General features: G+C 67.9%; 14 protein-coding genes. 7 read left to right on the forward strand and 7 right to left on the reverse strand.

What is annotated here, in order from left to right; all coding sequences use genetic code 11:
• Positions 1-54 precede the first annotated feature (54 nt).
• Complete coding sequence (ypfJ, locus tag AC50YM_RS14945; RefSeq protein WP_494957740.1) at positions 55-942, forward strand: KPN_02809 family neutral zinc metallopeptidase; 888 nt, start codon at positions 55-57, stop codon at positions 940-942.
• Positions 943-1,118: 176 nt separating this feature from the next.
• On the opposite strand, the gene AC50YM_RS14950 is transcribed toward ypfJ, so the two are convergent.
• The 6 genes from AC50YM_RS14950 to AC50YM_RS14975 form a co-directional block, all read right to left on the reverse strand.
• On the reverse strand, positions 1,119-1,451 hold the full coding sequence (locus AC50YM_RS14950; protein WP_459317961.1) for a metal-sulfur cluster assembly factor: 333 nt from the start codon (positions 1,449-1,451) through the stop codon (positions 1,119-1,121).
• A gap of 13 nt (positions 1,452-1,464) precedes the next feature.
• Positions 1,465-2,262 (reverse strand): Fe-S cluster assembly ATPase SufC, encoded by a 798-nt coding sequence (sufC, locus tag AC50YM_RS14955; RefSeq protein ID WP_494957741.1) that lies wholly within the window; start codon positions 2,260-2,262, stop codon positions 1,465-1,467.
• Positions 2,263-2,355: 93 nt separating this feature from the next.
• The gene (locus AC50YM_RS14960) at positions 2,356-2,715 is read right to left on the reverse strand and encodes a non-heme iron oxygenase ferredoxin subunit (RefSeq protein WP_223917407.1); all 360 of its coding nucleotides are present in this window, start codon (positions 2,713-2,715) and stop codon (positions 2,356-2,358) included.
• Between the two features lie 45 nt (positions 2,716-2,760).
• On the reverse strand, positions 2,761-4,047 hold the full coding sequence (sufD, locus tag AC50YM_RS14965) for a Fe-S cluster assembly protein SufD (protein WP_494957742.1): 1,287 nt from the start codon (positions 4,045-4,047) through the stop codon (positions 2,761-2,763).
• Positions 4,047-5,510, reverse strand: coding sequence for a Fe-S cluster assembly protein SufB (sufB, locus tag AC50YM_RS14970; protein ID WP_494957743.1), 1,464 nt, complete (start codon positions 5,508-5,510; stop codon positions 4,047-4,049). Before sufB ends, sufD begins: the two co-directional genes overlap by 1 nt.
• Positions 5,510-6,364, reverse strand: coding sequence for a helix-turn-helix transcriptional regulator (locus tag AC50YM_RS14975; protein WP_494957744.1), 855 nt, complete (start codon positions 6,362-6,364; stop codon positions 5,510-5,512). Before AC50YM_RS14975 ends, sufB begins: the two co-directional genes overlap by 1 nt.
• A 114-nt stretch (positions 6,365-6,478) precedes the next feature.
• Here AC50YM_RS14975 and AC50YM_RS14980 point away from each other — a divergent pair, with 114 nt between their 5' ends.
• The 3 genes from AC50YM_RS14980 to AC50YM_RS14990 are packed head-to-tail and all read left to right on the forward strand — an operon-like array spanning position 6,479 to position 9,250.
• Positions 6,479-7,447, forward strand: coding sequence for an ABC transporter ATP-binding protein (locus AC50YM_RS14980; protein WP_494957745.1), 969 nt, complete (start codon positions 6,479-6,481; stop codon positions 7,445-7,447).
• On the forward strand, positions 7,444-8,298 hold the full coding sequence (locus AC50YM_RS14985) for an ABC transporter permease (protein ID WP_494957746.1): 855 nt from the start codon (positions 7,444-7,446) through the stop codon (positions 8,296-8,298). The genes AC50YM_RS14980 and AC50YM_RS14985 overlap by 4 nt, the downstream gene beginning before the upstream one ends.
• A 7-nt stretch (positions 8,299-8,305) precedes the next feature.
• Entirely contained in the window at positions 8,306-9,250 is a 945-nt protein-coding gene (locus AC50YM_RS14990) for a COX15/CtaA family protein (protein ID WP_494957747.1), read from the forward strand.
• Between the two features lie 146 nt (positions 9,251-9,396).
• On the opposite strand, the gene AC50YM_RS14995 is transcribed toward AC50YM_RS14990, so the two are convergent.
• Positions 9,397-10,347 carry a heme o synthase gene (locus AC50YM_RS14995; protein WP_494957748.1) on the reverse strand — a complete coding sequence of 317 codons (951 nt, stop codon included), beginning with the start codon at positions 10,345-10,347 and terminating at the stop codon, positions 9,397-9,399.
• Between the two features lie 542 nt (positions 10,348-10,889).
• Between AC50YM_RS14995 and tkt the strand changes: the two genes are divergently transcribed.
• From tkt to AC50YM_RS15010, 3 genes are all read left to right on the forward strand, one after another.
• Positions 10,890-13,007, forward strand: a complete 2,118-nt coding sequence (gene tkt, locus AC50YM_RS15000) for a transketolase (RefSeq protein ID WP_494957749.1) — start codon at positions 10,890-10,892, stop codon at positions 13,005-13,007.
• A 64-nt stretch (positions 13,008-13,071) separates the two neighbouring features.
• Positions 13,072-14,202 carry a transaldolase gene (gene tal / locus AC50YM_RS15005; protein WP_494957750.1) on the forward strand — a complete coding sequence of 377 codons (1,131 nt, stop codon included), beginning with the start codon at positions 13,072-13,074 and terminating at the stop codon, positions 14,200-14,202.
• 4 nt (positions 14,203-14,206) lie between these two features.
• Positions 14,207-15,841, forward strand: a complete 1,635-nt coding sequence (locus AC50YM_RS15010; protein WP_494957751.1) for a phosphoglucose isomerase-related protein — start codon at positions 14,207-14,209, stop codon at positions 15,839-15,841.
• Positions 15,842-15,854: the final 13 nt, after the last annotated feature.

Below are 15,854 nucleotides of genomic sequence, written 5' to 3' on the forward strand. Positions count from 1 at the left end.
TCAACTTTACCGGCAGGGGGCCGCGGCGGCGCCGGTAAGCGATATTGTGACTTCATGAGTTTCAATGACAACGTCCAGCTGGACCCATCGCAGGTTCAGGACCGGCGCGGCATGGGCCGCGGCGCCAAGGTCGGCGGCGGGATCGGCGGCGGTATTATCCTGCTGATCGCGGCCCTCTTCGGCATCAACCCGAGCCTGCTGGAAGGGCTGGGCGGCACCACGCAGGATCCCGGCGCGCAGGGCCAGGGCACGGCCCCGGCCTGCAGCAGCGGCGCCGACGCGGACGCCCGGCTGGACTGCCGGATTGTGGGCACGGTGAACAGCCTCAACGCGTTCTGGCCGGCCTACCTCGCGCAGTACGACAGGCAGTATCCCCAGCCGGAAACCGTGATCTTCACGGGCGGCACCAACACCGGCTGCGGCGCCGCGACGTCGGAAGTGGGTCCTTTCTACTGCCCCGCGGACACCACCGCGTACTTTGACCCGGGCTTCTTCCAGGAGCTCGTGGACCGCTTCGGCTCCTCCGGCGGACCGCTGGCGCAGGAGTACGTGGTGGCCCACGAGTTCGGCCACCACATCCAGAACGTACTCGGGAACCTCGACCAGGCCCAGCAGGATCCGCAGGGACCGGAATCCGGGGCCGTCCGCGTGGAGCTCCAGGCTGACTGCTACGCCGGGTTGTGGGTCCGCTACGCCACCACCCAGCAGGATCCCAAGACCGGGCTGCCGTACCTGGATAAGCTCACCGAGAAGGACCTGCAGGATGCGCTGTCCGCGGCCTCCGCCGTTGGCGATGACCGGATCCAGAAGGCGGCGACCGGCCGGGTCTCGCCCGAGTCCTGGACGCACGGTTCCAGTGAGCAGCGGCAGAAGTGGTTCTACCAGGGCTACACAACCGGTGACATCAACCAGTGCGACACGTTCGGCGTCGCCACCCCGTAACCCTGTCCGGAACTCCCGTCCGCTGCTCCATAACTGCCGTTATGGGCCGGCTAAAGGGCGGTTGCGGAGCAATCGAAGGAACGACGACGGCGGGCCCACCAGTGAAAGGTGGGCCCGCCGTCGTTTCAGCGCAGGAGCTACTTACCGCGCCGTCTAACCGCGGGGGGTGGTGCGGATCAGATGTTGAAGCCGAGGGCGCGCATCTGGTCGCGGCCGTCCTCGGTGATCCGTTCCGGACCCCACGGCGGCATCCACACCCAGTTCAGCCGCCATTCGTCGACGACCCCATCGAGGGACTTTCCGACCTGCTCCTCGATTACATCGGTGAGGGGGCAGGCAGCCGTGGTGAGCGTCATGTCGATCAGCAGGGCGCCGTCGTCGTCGGAGTACTTCAGTCCGTACAACAGTCCCAGGTCAACGATGTTCACGCCCAGTTCCGGGTCGATCACATCCTTGAGTGCCTCTTCGACATCCTCGAGGCCCGTGCGGGCCACATTGAGTTCGGTCATGGCGCCGTCCTATCTAGGCTTGGGCAGCGGCGGAGGCCGCGGCGATGGTGGCTGCCCCGGCGCCGGTGGCGTAGCGGTCATAGCCTTCGTCTTCGAGGCGGTCGGCGAGCTCCGGGCCGCCCTCTTCAGCAATCTGGCCATCAACGAACACGTGCACGAATTCCGGCTTGATGTAGCGCAGGATCCGGGTGTAGTGCGTGATGAGCAGGGTGCCCATCTTGCCTTCGGCGTGGGCGCGGTTGACGCCCTCGGAGACGACCTTCAGGGCGTCGACGTCGAGGCCGGAGTCGGTCTCGTCCAGGATGGCGAACTTGGGCTTGAAGAGCTCCAGCTGGAGGATCTCGACGCGCTTCTTCTCGCCGCCGGAGAAGCCCTCGTTGACGTTGCGCTGGGTGAAGTCGGCGTCGATGCGCAGCTGCGCCATCGCGGCCTTGACGTCCTTGGTCCAGGTGCGCAGCTTGGGGGCTTCGCCGTCGATGGCCGTCTTGGCGGTCCGCAGGAAGTTCGTCATGCTGACACCGGGGACCTCCACCGGGTACTGCATGGCCAGGAACAGGCCGGCGCGGGCGCGCTCGTCGACGGTCATCGCGAGGACGTCCTCGCCGTCCAGGGTGATGGTGCCGGACGTGACGTTGTAGCGCGGGTGCCCCGCGATGGTGGACGCCAGGGTGGACTTGCCGGAACCGTTCGGCCCCATGATGGCGTGGGTCTCGCCGGTCCGGATGGTCAGGCTGACGCCCTTCAGGATTTCTTTGGTGCCCTGCTCGGTGTCAATGCTGACGTGCAGGTCCTTGATCTCAAGAGTAGACATGTGTCGTGTTCTCCTCTGCACCGTGCCCTCCGGCACCGTGCTGTTTCTGGTCGATAAGTCTTTTTTGGGGCTGGCTGCGTAGTGCCGGGGCAGTCAGCTGAAGTTCGGAGCCTCGGCGCCGTTCAGGACGTTGGTGAAGTCCACGTAGACCTCGTCATCCAGGACGGTCACCGCAAAGACGGGAACAGGATCATAGGCGGGCAGCTGCAGCGGCTCGCCGCTGCGCAGGTCGAACTGGGAACCGTGGCCCCAGCACTCGATCTTGCAGCCTTCGACCTCCCCCTCGGAGAGGGAGATGTCCGCGTGTGAGCAGGTGTCGCCGATGGCGTGGATTTCGCCCATCGAGTCCTTCACGATCGCTACCGGGTAGTCGTCGATCAGGATCCGCAGCGCCTGCTTGAGTTGGATCTCGCTGGCGTTGCAGACCAGCTCGCCCTTTGGCTGTTCAGTCATTGATGGTTCCGTGTTCTCCAGTGCTGTGTGCTCTAGTGCTGCGCACTAGTGGTTCGTTGCCGCGAGTTCGCGCTCGACGGCGGCCGTGAGGCGCTCTTCGATGGCCGGAACCTTGATCTGCTGGATGATCTCGTTCAGGAAGCCGCGGACCACCAGGCGGCGGGCCACCTCTTCCGGAATGCCGCGGGCCATCAGGTAGAACAAGTGCTCGTCGTCGAAGCGGCCGGTGGCGCTGGCGTGGCCGGCGCCGGCGATCAGGCCGGTTTCGATTTCCAGGTTCGGCACGGAGTCCGCGCGGGCGCCGTCGGTGAGGACCAGGTTGCGGTTGGCCTCGTAGGTGTCGGTGCCTTCGGCTTCCTTGCGGATCAGCACGTCGCCGACCCAGACGGTGTGCGCGTTGCGGCCCTGCAGGGCGCCCTTGTACAGGACGTTGGACTTGCAGTTGGCGACGGCGTGGTCCACGAAGAGGCGCTGCTCGAGGTGCTGGCCGGCGTCGGCGAAGTACAGGCCGAACAGTTCCACTTCGGCGCCCGGGGCGGTGAAGCGGGCCGACGGGGTGACGCGCACGAGGTCGCCGCCGAGGCTGACGACGATGTGCTTGAACTTGGCGTCGCGGCCGAGCTTCGCCTGCTGCGAGGAGGCGTGCACGGCGTCGTCGTTCCATTCCTGGAGCGAGATGACGGTCAGCTGGGCGCCGTCCTGCACCAGGATTTCGATGTTTTCCGAAACGACGGCGGTGCCCTGGTGGTCCAGGACCACAACGGCCTTGGAGAACTTTTCCGCCACGATCACGATGTGCTGCGCGGACGCCCCGGTGCCCTGGCCGGTCAGCACGACGCTGACCTCGCCGTCGACCTGGACCTCGGCCGGGACCGTGATGACGGTGGCCTCGGTGAAGTTCTCCCAGGCGTTCGCGGAGACGCGGTCCTCGGGGATGGCGGCGGAACCGATCCGGCGGTCGTCGCGGCCGACGGTCTCGACGGTGACGCTGTCCGGGGCGGTGACGCTCACGGACGGCGCGGTCCCGCTGAGGACTTCGGTGTGCAGTCCGCGGAGGCGCTTGAGCGGGGTGAACCGCCAGTCCTCCTCCATGCCGGTGAGCGGCTTGAAGTCCGCCAGGTTGTACGACGTCAGGCGTCCGGCGCGTGAGCTGTCCGGAATGCCGACGCCGCCGCCGTGCGAGTGCCGCTTCACGGCATCGCCGGCCAGCGGGGACTTGGACGCAGCGGCGTTCAGCGGTGAAAGGCTTTCGCCTTCCTCCGTGAAGCCGTTGATGAACGGCTGTGCTGAGGGCGCGCCGATGCGGGCCTTTTCAGTAGTGATGTCAGTCATTAACCGACCGATCCTTCCATCTGCAGTTCAATCAGTCGGTTCAGCTCGAGGGCGTATTCCATCGGCAGCTCACGGGCAATCGGCTCGATGAAGCCGCGGACGATCATCGCCATGGCCTCGTCTTCGCGCATGCCGCGGGACATCAGGTAGAACAGCTGCTCTTCGCTGACGCGCGAGACCGTGGCCTCGTGCCCCATCGTGACGTCATCCTCGCGGATGTCGATGTACGGGTAGGTGTCCGAGCGGCTGATGGTGTCCACCAGCAGCGCGTCGCAGCGGACCGTGTTGGCGGAGTGCTTGGCGCCTTCGCGGACCTGGACCAGGCCGCGGTAGGCAGCACGGCCGCCGCCGCGGGCCACGGACTTGGAAACGATCGAGCTCTTGGTGTTCGGCGCGATGTGGACCATCTTGGAGCCGGTGTCCTGGTGCTGGCCTTCGCCGGCGAACGCGATGGACAGGGTCTCGCCCTTGGCGCCCTCGCCGACGAGGTAGACGGCCGGGTACTTCATGGTGACCTTGGATCCGATGTTGCCGTCGATCCATTCCATTGTGGCGTTCTCTTCGCAGATGGCGCGCTTGGTGACCAGGTTGTACACGTTGGTCGACCAGTTCTGGATGGTCGTGTAGCGGACGCGGGCGCCCTTCTTCACGATGATTTCCACCACGGCGGAGTGCAGCGAGTCCGAGGTGTAGATCGGCGCGGTGCAGCCTTCGATGTAGTGGACGTAGGAGTCCTCGTCCGCGATGATCAGGGTGCGTTCGAACTGGCCCATGTTTTCCGTGTTGATGCGGAAGTAGGCCTGCAGCGGAATGTCGACGTGGACGCCCTTGGGCACGTACACGAACGAACCGCCGGACCAGACGGACGTGTTCAGCGAAGCGAACTTGTTGTCGCCCACCGGGATGATGGTGCCGAAGTACTCCTGGAAGATCTCCGGGTGCTCGCGCAGCGCGGTGTCCGTGTCCAGGAAGATGACACCCTGCTGTTCCAGGTCCTCGCGGATCTGGTGGTAGACAACCTCGGACTCGTACTGTGCGGCCACGCCGGAGACGAGGCGGCTGCGCTCGGCTTCCGGGATGCCCAGCTTCTCGTAGGTGTTCCGGATGTCCTCGGGGAGGTCTTCCCAGGTGTTGGCCTGCTTCTCCGTGGACCGCACGAAGTACTTGATGTTGTCGAAGTCGATGCCGGAGAGGTCTGCGCCCCAGGTCGGCATCGGCTTGCGGTCGAAGTACTTCAGACCCTTGAGGCGCAGGTCAAGCATCCACTCCGGCTCATTTTTCTTGGCCGAAATGTCGCGGACGACGTCCTCGTTGATGCCGCGGCGGGCATTGGCGCCGACGTCGTTCTTGTCGGACCAGCCGTACTCATAGGTTCCGATTCCGTGGAGCTCGGGATTCTTTTCCAGAATCTCCGAGATCACAGTGGATTCAGCAACCTTCTTCTCTGATAGTTGGTCCGTCATCACGGCCTTTCTTGCAGATGGTTGGATACTTCGTCCAGGCTGCCCGGGGTGGTCGCGGGGCTGTGAGGCCCCCTGGCCGCCGGACGGCCTGTAGGTATGTGGGTGGTGCAGACGTGGCCGCCGCGTGCCAGCGTGGAGAGCCGGCGGACGTCGACGCCGACGAGCCGGGAGAACACGTCGGTCTCCACGTCACAGAACACCGGGAACTGCGCGGCCAATTGCTGGATGGGGCAGTGCCCCTGGCACAGCTGGACGCTCGACAGCGCCGCCGGCAGCGGCGCCCTGGCGTCGATGGACGTCGTGGAGGCCACGAACCCGTCGCGGCTCAGCGCCTCGGACAGGGCCTGGGCCCGGGCGGTGATGTCCGCTCCGGCGGCGTCGATCTCGGGCGCGTAGCGCCGTTCCATCTCACCGAAGCGTTCGACGGCGAACTGCCGGACGGCGTCGGGCCCGGCGAGTTCGCCGAGGCGCTGCAGCGCCAGGCTGGCGATGTCCAGATAGTCGTTCCCGAGCGTCGACTGGCCCTGGGAGGTCAGTACATACCGGCGGGCGGGACGCCCGGCCCCGGCTCCGGTCCGGGCGGCGCGCTTGACTTCGATCACGCCGCGGCGTGAGAGGTGGTCCAGATGGCGCCGGACGGCTGCCGGTGTGAAACCGAGCAGATCGCCGAGTTCGGCGGCGCTGATCGGACCGTGTTCCAGCACGGCGTTCAGCACCCGGTCGCGGGTGCGCTCTTCGGCGTCGACCGCCGGAAGGGCCCGGGCGGCCACGCTTTCCGCTGCCTCGGCCACGGCGGGCGATGCCGCACGGGGACGGCCGTCCCCTGCGGGCGCGACAGAAGTTAGGGGGCTCATGGAATACACAACACAATCATGTCGTAATTTAGTCCCAGGTACCAGTAAGGCATGGCTATCCTCCGGCGGCAGGCGGGCCGGAACCGGGCGTACTACATCCCGTAGAATGCTGTGGTGCGATCACCCGAATCCCCCGTCCTGTCCATCAGCGGGCTAGTCAAGGATGTTGGACCAATGCCCACCCTCGACGGCAAGATGCTCCGGGTGGTCAGCGGCCTTTCCCTCGTCGCCGAACCCGGACAGGTCACGGCCCTGCTGGGAGCCAACGGGGCGGGCAAAACCACCACCATCGAATGCGCCCAGGGACTGCAGAAACGCACCCACGGCAGCATCAGTCTCCTCGGCGAGGACCCGGACACGGCAGGGGCCGGGCTGCGCGCCCGGGTCGGGGTGATGCTGCAGGACGGCGGGCTGCCGCCGTCGGCGCGCCCGATTCCGCTGCTTAAGCATATTGCCGGCATGTACAAGGACCCGTGGCCGGTCGGCGAACTCATTGACCGCCTCGGCATCGACAGCTTCAGCCGCACGTCCGTACGCCGGCTTTCCGGCGGGCAGAAGCAGCGGCTCGCGCTCGCGGCGGCGCTGGTGGGCAACCCCGAGGTGTTGTTCCTGGACGAGCCCAGCGCCGGCCTGGATCCCCAGTCGCGCCAGCTGGTGTTCGAGCTGATCTCCGAGCTCCGGAACCGCGGGATGGGCATCATCCTGACCACCCACCTGATGGACGACGCCCAGCGACTCGCCGATTACGTTTACATCATCGATGCCGGCCGCAATGTCGCCGAGGGAACGGTCGCGGAGCTCCTGCAGCACCCCCTGCCGCCCGATGCCGGCGAGCAGCACATCCGTACCCTGCTGTTCGAGACCGACCCCGGGCTGGATTTCAGCGGCGTGCTGCCCGACGGCGTCAACGTCACCGAAGCGCGTGCGGGCAGCTACGCCGCGACCGGCGCGCTGACCGCCGCGGACCTCGCCGCGATTACCGCGTGGTGGGCCGCCCGCGGGCTGATGCCCCGCTCGCTGAGCCTCGAGGCCCGCAGCCTCGAGGACGTCTTCCTCGACATCTCCGGAAGGGAGATCCGATGACACGCCACCATGCCGCACCCGGCAGCGCGCTGCCCGGTACCTCGGCACCCGGCGGCTCTGTGCCCGGCAGCACCGGCCCCGGTACCGCCGCGCCCGTGCGCCCGCTTGGGAGCGCGCCGGCGCCGCTGCTGCGGCGCATTGTGCTGCAGGGCAGGTACGAGACCATCACCATGCTCCGCAACGGGGAACAGCTGATCCTGATGATTGTGCTGCCCCTGCTGGCCATGGTGGGCCTCACGGTCACGCCCCTGCTGGACGGGTTCGGTGCCAGCCGGATCGATGTTGCGGTGCCCGGCATCCTGGCGCTCTGCGCCATGTCCACCGCGTTCACCGGGCAGGGCATCTCCACCGGCTTCGACCGCCGCTACGGTGTCCTGCGCTTCCTCTCCACCACCCCGCTGGGCCGCACCGGACTGATCGCGGGGAAGGTACTGGCGGTCCTGGCGGTCCTGGCCCTTCAGGTGCTGGTGGTCACTGCCGTGGCGTTGCCGCTGGGCTGGCGGCCGGACCCGCTGGGCTGGGTCCCCGGGATGGTCCTGCTGGTACTCGGCGCCGCGTCCTTCACCGCACTGGGCCTGCTCGTCGCCGGCACGGTCCGGCCGGAGGCGACCCTGGCGATCACCAACCTGCTCTGGATCCTGCTGGGCGCCCTCGGCGGGATCGTGATCCCGGCCGAACGGTTGCCCGCCCTGCTGCAGACGGTCGTGCACTTCCTCCCCTCCGGCGCGCTGGGACAGGCGATGCGGGACGCGTTCCTGTCCGGCAGCGTCGGCCCTGTCCCTGTCCTTGTCCTGCTGTTCTGGACGGCGATCGCCGGCGGCGCAGCAACCCGTTGGTTCAAATGGAATTGAGAAAACTGTGAGCACGGCCTCCCGCCCTCCCCGGACCGCTTCCCGGACCATCGCCTGGCTGCCCGCCACCGTCAACAAGACGGTGCAGCGGCTGGCGGTGCTGTCCCTGATCGGCCAGACCGTCCTGATCGTCACCGGCGGCGCGGTCCGCCTCACCGCCTCGGGCCTCGGCTGCCCGACCTGGCCGCGCTGCACGGACGCCTCGCTGGTGAACACCCCGGAAATGGGGATCCACGGCATCATTGAATTCGGCAACCGCCTGCTGACCTTCGCGCTGGCCGCCATCGCCGTCGCCATGCTGGTGTACCTGTGGAACCTCCGCAGGGAACGCCGCGACCTGTTCCTGCTGGCCCTTGGCCTGCTCGCGAGCATCCCGGCGCAGGCGGTCCTCGGGGGCATCACCGTGCTGACCCAGCTGAACCCCTGGGTGGTCGGGCTGCACTTCCTGGTGTCGATGACCCTGGTGGTCGTGGCCACCCTGCTGGTCAACCGCGCCTACGGCCGGACCGGGCAGCACCGGCTGGCCGAACGGGCCGCCCTGCCGGGCGTCGCGCGCCCGCTGATGGGCGCCGTCTGGCTGTTCTCCGCCCTCGCCGTGTGCCTGGGCGTTGTGGTCACGGGCGCCGGCCCGCACGCCGGCGACGCCGACGCGCCGCGCAACAACCTGGACTGGGATCTGTTCTCGCACATCCACGCCGTGCCGGCGTATCTGGTGACCGCCGGGGCGCTGTTCGCGCTGTACCTCGTCGTCCGCGGCGGGATTTCCGGACCGTTCCGCACCGCCGTCCTCCTGCTGCTGGCCGTCACGGTGCTGCAGGCCATCATCGGCTTCACGCAGTACTACAACGGCATCCCGGCGCTCCTGGTGGGCGCGCACATGCTCGGGTCAGCCCTGCTGATGAGCGCGGCCACCAACGCCGCCGACCTGGCCCGCAGCAGCCCGGTCAAGTAACCGCAGCGCCCCCTCCCCACGAACTACGCGCCACAAACAACGCGGGGTCACTTACAGCCCATCCGGACGCCCGGAATGGGCTGTAAGTGACCCCGCGTTGGTGTTTGTGGTGGTTGGGGTGCCGGCGTGGGGTGGGGTGGGGGTGCTTAGCCGGCCATGATCGGCGAACCGATGAACGGGTCGACGGCGAGGGCGATGAAGAGCAGGGTCAGGTAGCTGATCGAGCCGTGGAAGACCTTCATGGCGCCCTTGTCGGACACGTCGCCGGCCTGCGCCCGGTTGAACAGCGCGTGCGACTCGTAGAGGAACCATGCACCGGCCAGCACGGCGGTGGCGGTGTAGACCCAGCCCGCGCCGCCGGCCGGAACCAGCAGCAGCGAGCAGGCCACCATGGCCCAGGCGTAGAGGACCACCTGGACCGAGACGACCTTGGCCCCGGCGATCGCGCCGAGCATCGGCACGTTGGCGTTGCGGTAGTCCTCGCCATAGCGCATGGAGAGCGGCCAGTAGTGCGGCGGGGTCCACAGGAAGATCACCATAAAGAGCACAATCGCGGGCCACTCAACCGTGTTGGTGACGGCGGCCCAGGCAATCAGCACCGGAAAGCAGCCGGCCGCCCCGCCCCAGACGATGTTCTGCGCGGTGCGGCGCTTGAGGATCAGGGTGTAGATGACCACGTAGAAGACGATGGCTCCGACCCCGAGCCAGGCAGCGAGCGGGTTGGCACCGAACCAGAGGATCGCGATCGATGCCGCGCCGAGGAGCCAGGAGAAGACCAGCGCCTCCCGCGGCGTCACCTCGCCCGTTACCAGCGGCCGGTTCTCGGTGCGGTGCATCAGTTTGTCGATGTCGCGGTCGAAGTAGCAGTTGAAGGCGCCGGCGCTGCCGGCGGCGAAGGCGCCGCCCACGAGGGTAGCTAGAATCAGGCCGATCGACGGGAAGCCGCGTTCCGCGAAGATCATGGTCGGGAGGGTGCTGACCAGCAGGAGTTCGATGACGCGGGGTTTCGTGAGCGCCAGATAGGCCTTGGCTTTGCGGGTGAAACCGACGCTTCCGCGGAGGGGGGAAGCGTTCAGCGGCGTATCTGTTGTGCTCACGGGGCAGTCACTCTGTTCTGTCTGGCTGTTCAGTCCGGCCGGTTCCGCAACACGGGTTGCATATCGGAGGGGTCCGCGCGCAGCGCAAAAGCGTGTCCCGCTCCTTTGGTAGCCACCAACCATCATACCGTGAAGGCACTCCCGGACCTGTCCGCCGGATGCCGCCGTCGGGCAGCCATAATTCGCGCAGGTTAACGCGGGCTCACGGCCGCCGCGGACGCCGGTGATTCATATAAGCGAAAATCAGGTCCATTTTGTGAGATGTACAGCACCCGGCAGGTGGAATAGGGCTAAGCTGTCTGCAGATCAGCGCGTACGGAGACGGCCGAAACGGCCGCCAGACGGCCTGTTAGTCAGCTGCCGGCAGTCAGCCGTCTGCAGCAACTGAGGGTGTGCCTTCGCACACGCGACTGAATGATAGATCAACGTTTCGATGGTGAACGGCTGGTACGTACCGCAGCGGGCACCGAACTGTGCCCCGGACGGGACCGATCCTTCCACCCGCCGTCAGCACAGAGAGGGGCCCGGTTTTCGTGCCACATTTGGAAGAGCAAGAACTGTCCTGGACCAATTTGGACCAGCGCGCCGTGGACACCATCCGTGTCCTGGCCGCCGACGCCGTCGAGAAGGTCGGTAACGGCCACCCGGGCACAGCGATGAGCCTGGCTCCTGCCGCGTACCTTCTCTTCCAGAAGCTGATGCGGCACGACCCGAAGAACCCCGACTGGCTCGGACGCGACCGCTTCGTCCTCTCCCCCGGCCACACTTCCCTCACGCTGTACATCCAGCTCTTCCTTTCCGGTTACGGTCTGGAACTGAAGGACCTCGAGGCCCTCCGCACCTGGGGTTCGCTGACCCCGGGCCACCCGGAGTACAAGCACACCGCCGGCGTCGAAATCACGACCGGCCCGCTCGGCCAGGGCCTGGCCTCCGCGGTCGGCTTCGCGTACTCCCAGCGCCGGATGCGCGGACTGTTCGACGCCGACGCCGCCGACGGCACCAGCCCGTTTGACCACACGATCTGGGTCATCGCCTCCGACGGCGACCTCCAGGAAGGCGTCACCTCCGAGGCCTCCTCGCTCGCCGGGCACCAGGAGCTCGGCAATCTCGTGGTGATCTACGACGAAAACCACATCTCGATCGAGGACGACACCGACGTCGCGTTCACCGAAGACGTGCTGGCGCGCTACGAGGCCTACGGCTGGCACACCCAGCGGGTCGACTGGCTGCGGACCGGCGAGTACAAGGAGGACGTGCAGGAGCTGCACGCCGCCCTGCTGGCCGCCAAGGCCGAAACGGGCAAGCCCTCCATCATCTCGCTGCGCACCATCATCGGCTACCCGGCCCCGAAGAAGCAGAACACCGGCAAGATCCACGGCTCGGCCCTGGGCGCCGAGGAAGTCGCGGCCCTGAAGAAGGTCCTCGGCTTCGATCCGGAGCGTTCCTTCCAGGTCGACGACGACGTTCTGGCCCACGCCCGCGACGCCGTGGACCGCGGTGCCGCGGCCCGCGCCGCCTGGCAGGACAACTTTGAGGCCTGGCAGTCCGGCAACCCCGAGGGCGCGGCCCTGCTGGAGCGGGTCGAGGCCAAGAAGCTCCCGGCCGAACTCGACGCCGCCCTGCCGGTCTTCGAAGCCGGCAAGGACGTCTCCACCCGTGCGGCCTCGGGCAAGGTCCTGAACGCGATCGGCCCGGTCATGCCGGAGCTGTGGGGCGGATCGGCCGACCTTGCCGAGTCCAACAACACCACGATCGAGGGCTCGCCGTCGTTCATCCCGGTGTCCCGGTCCACCGCTGCCTGGAAGGGCAACCCCTACGGCCGGGTGCTGCACTTCGGCATCCGGGAGCACGCCGCCGCGTCGATCGTCAACGGCATCAGCCTGCACGGCCGCACTCGCGCGTTCTCCGGCACTTTCCTGATCTTCAGCGACTACCAGCGCCCGGCGATCCGGCTCGGCGCCCTGATGGGCGTCCCGTCGCTCTACGTCTGGACGCACGACTCGATCGGACTCGGCGAAGACGGCCCCACGCACCAGCCGGTCGAGCAGCTCGCCTCGCTCCGGGCCATCCCGGGCCTGGACGTTGTCCGCCCGGGAGACGCGAACGAGGTCGCGGCGGCCTGGAAGGTCATGCTCGAAAACCACGCAAACCCGGCCGGCATCGTGCTGACCCGGCAGAACATCCCGACCTACGCCCGCGGAACGTCCGACGCCGAGGCTGACACCTTCGGTTCCACCGCCGGCGTCGCCAAGGGCGGCTACGTCCTGGCTGAAGCCTCCCAGGACGGCCGGACCGCCCCCGCCCAGGTCATCCTGATCGGCACCGGCTCGGAGGTGCAACTGGCCGTGACCGCCCGCGAAACACTTCAGGCCGAAGGCATCCCCACCCGGGTTGTCTCGATGCCGTGCGTTGAATGGTTCAACAAGCAGGACGCCGCGTACCGCGAAGCGGTGCTGCCGGCCGCCGTCAAGGCACGGGTATCCGTCGAAGCCGGCCTCGCGCTGGGCTGGAGGGAATTCGTCGGCGACGCCGGCCGCTCCATCAGCCTCGAGCACTTCGGCGCCTCCGCAGACTACAAGCGCCTGTTCCAGGAATTCGGCATCACCGCGGAGGCCGTCGCCGCCGCCGCCAAGGATTCCCTCGCCGGCCTCCAGGCCTGACCCACCCCCGCTTTCCGGGCCGCCGCCCCAACCAGGCGGCGGCCCCAGACTTCAGGAGTTCCACATGAACACCACCCCCACCGCTACCCCCACCCAACTGCTCTCCGACGCCGGCGTCTCCATCTGGCTCGATGACCTCTCCCGCGGCCGCCTCGCCTCCGGCACGCTGCGCAAGCTGATCGAAGAGAAGAACGTTGTCGGCGTCACCACGAACCCGTCCATCTTCCACGCCGCCATCACCACCGGCCACGACTACGACGCCAAGATCCAGGAAATGGCCTCAGCCGGCGCCAGCGTCGAGGAAACCGTCTTCGCGATCACCACGACCGACGTCGCCGACGCCTGCGACCTCTTCGCCCCGGTGGCGGCGGCCACCAAGGGAGTCGACGGACGGGTCTCGATCGAAGTCGACCCCCGCCTGGCCTGGGACACCGAAAACACGATCAAAGAGGCCAGGGAACTCCACGCCCAGGTCAACAAGGACAACGTCCTGATCAAGATCCCCGCCACCCTCGAGGGCCTGGAAGCGATCACCGCCACCCTGGCCGCCGGGATCAGCGTCAACGTCACGCTGATCTTCTCGCTCGAGCGCTACCGCGCCGTCATCAACGCCTTCCAGTCCGGCCTGGAGCAGGCCAAGGAAACCGGCCACGACCTCTCCACGATCCACTCGGTCGCGTCGTTCTTCGTCTCCCGCGTGGACTCCGAAATCGACAAGCGCCTCGACGCGATCGGCACCGACGAGGCACGCGCCCTCAAGGGCAAAGCCGGCCTGGCGAACGCCCGCCTCGCCTACCAGGTCTACGAGCAGCTCTTCTCCACGGAACGCTGGGCGCTTCTCGCCGACGCCGGCGCCCTGCCGCAGCGTCCGCTGTGGGCCTCCACCGGAGTCAAGGACCCGGCCTACCCGGACACCCTCTACGTCACGGAACTCGTCGCCCCCGGCGTCGTGAACACGATGCCGGAAAAGACCCTCGACGCCACGTTCGACCACGGCACCGTCACGGGCAACACGATCAGCCGCGGCTATGACGACGCCAACGCCACGCTGAACGCCCTCGACGCGCTGGGGATCTCCTACAACGAGGTCGTCGCGGTCCTCGAATCCGAAGGCCTCGACAAGTTCGTGGCCAGCTGGAAGGAACTCCTCGCCGATGTCGAGGCAGCCCTCGCCGCTGCCCGGAAGGACGCATAGCCCCATGACCACTCTCAGCTACGACGCCACGGGCGCCGCCCGCCTCGCCCACGAACAGCACCTTCCCGCCCTGCTGGAAGACAAGGTCGCCACCCGGATCTTCGCCAAGGACGCCACCCTCTGGGGTCCCGACGCCGAGGCCGAGGCGTCCGTCCGGCTCGGCTGGGTCGAGGCGGCCACCGTCTCCCAGGCCCTCGTCGCCGACATCATGGCACTCCGCGATGCCCTGCGCGCCGAGGGCGTCAGCCGGATCGTCCTGTGCGGCATGGGCGGCTCCTCGCTGGCCCCCGAGGTCATCGCCGGTACCGCCGGCGTCGAGCTGACCGTGCTGGACAGCACCGATCCGGAACAGGTCGCCGCGACCCTCGCGGACCGGCTGGCCGAAACCGCGATTGTGGTGTCCTCGAAGTCCGGGTCCACCCTGGAGACGGATTCCCAGCGACGGGTCTTCGAGCAAGCCTTCACCGAGGCCGGACTCGACGCGAAGAGCCGGATCATCATCGTCACCGATCCGGGGTCCCCGCTGGACAAGTCCTCCCGCGCGGCCGGTTACCGTGCCGTGTTCAACGCCGACCCCACCGTCGGCGGGCGCTACTCGGCGCTCACCGCGTTCGGGATGGTGCCGTGCGGCCTGGCCGGCGTGGACATCCAGGCGTTCCTGGATGAGGCGGAGGAAGCCGCCGAGGTCCTCAACGAGGACGGCGAGGAGAACATCGGCCTCGCCCTCGGCTCCGCGCTGGGCGGCACGAACCCGCTGCGCAACAAGATCGTGATCGCCGAGGACGGCTCGGGGATCGCCGGCTTCGCGGACTGGGCCGAGCAGCTCATCGCCGAATCCACCGGCAAGCTCGGCACCGGCGTGCTGCCGGTCGTCGCCGGGCCATCCTCCCCGGAGGCGACCCTCGGGGCCCCCGACGTCCTGGTGGTGCGCCTCGTCGCGGCGGACGCCGACGTCGAACTGGGCGCGAACGAGGTCGCGATCGCCGGCGGCCTGCCCACCCAGATGATGACGTGGGAGTTCGCCACCGCGGTCGCGGGACGGCTGCTCGGCATCAACCCCTACGACCAGCCCGACGTCGAAGCCGCCAAGGTGGCCGCCCGCGGACTGCTCGACGCGCAGCCGGAACCGACGCCGGCCAACTTCACCGACGGCGCCATCGAGGTCCGCGGCGGGGAATGGCTCGGCGGCGCCGGCACTGCGGCCGAGGCCGTCAGCGCCCTGCTTGCCGAGGTCGGTCCGGACAACTACCTCAGTGTCCAGGCCTACTTCGACCGGCTCGCCTACGCATCCCTCGAGGGTGTCCGGGACCAGCTGGCCGCCGTCAGCGGCCGCCCCGTGACCTTTGGCTGGGGACCGCGTTTCCTGCACTCCACCGGGCAGTTCCACAAGGGCGGCCCCGCGATCGGCGTCTTCCTGCAGGTGACGGCCGCGGCCGCCACCGACCTGGCCATCCCGGACCGTCCCTTCACCTTCGGGGAACTGATCTCGGCCCAGGCCGCCGGCGACGCGCAGGTACTCTCCGACCACGGCCGCCCGGTCCTCCGGCTGCACCTCACGGACCGCGCAGCCGGCGTCCGCCAGCTGCGGGACCTCGTGTCCACGCTGGCCGGCCAGGCAGTCCCCGCCACCGACAGCTAAGGCACCCGAACCA

It is taken from the genome of Pseudarthrobacter sp. RHLT1-30-1 (assembly GCF_059383415.1).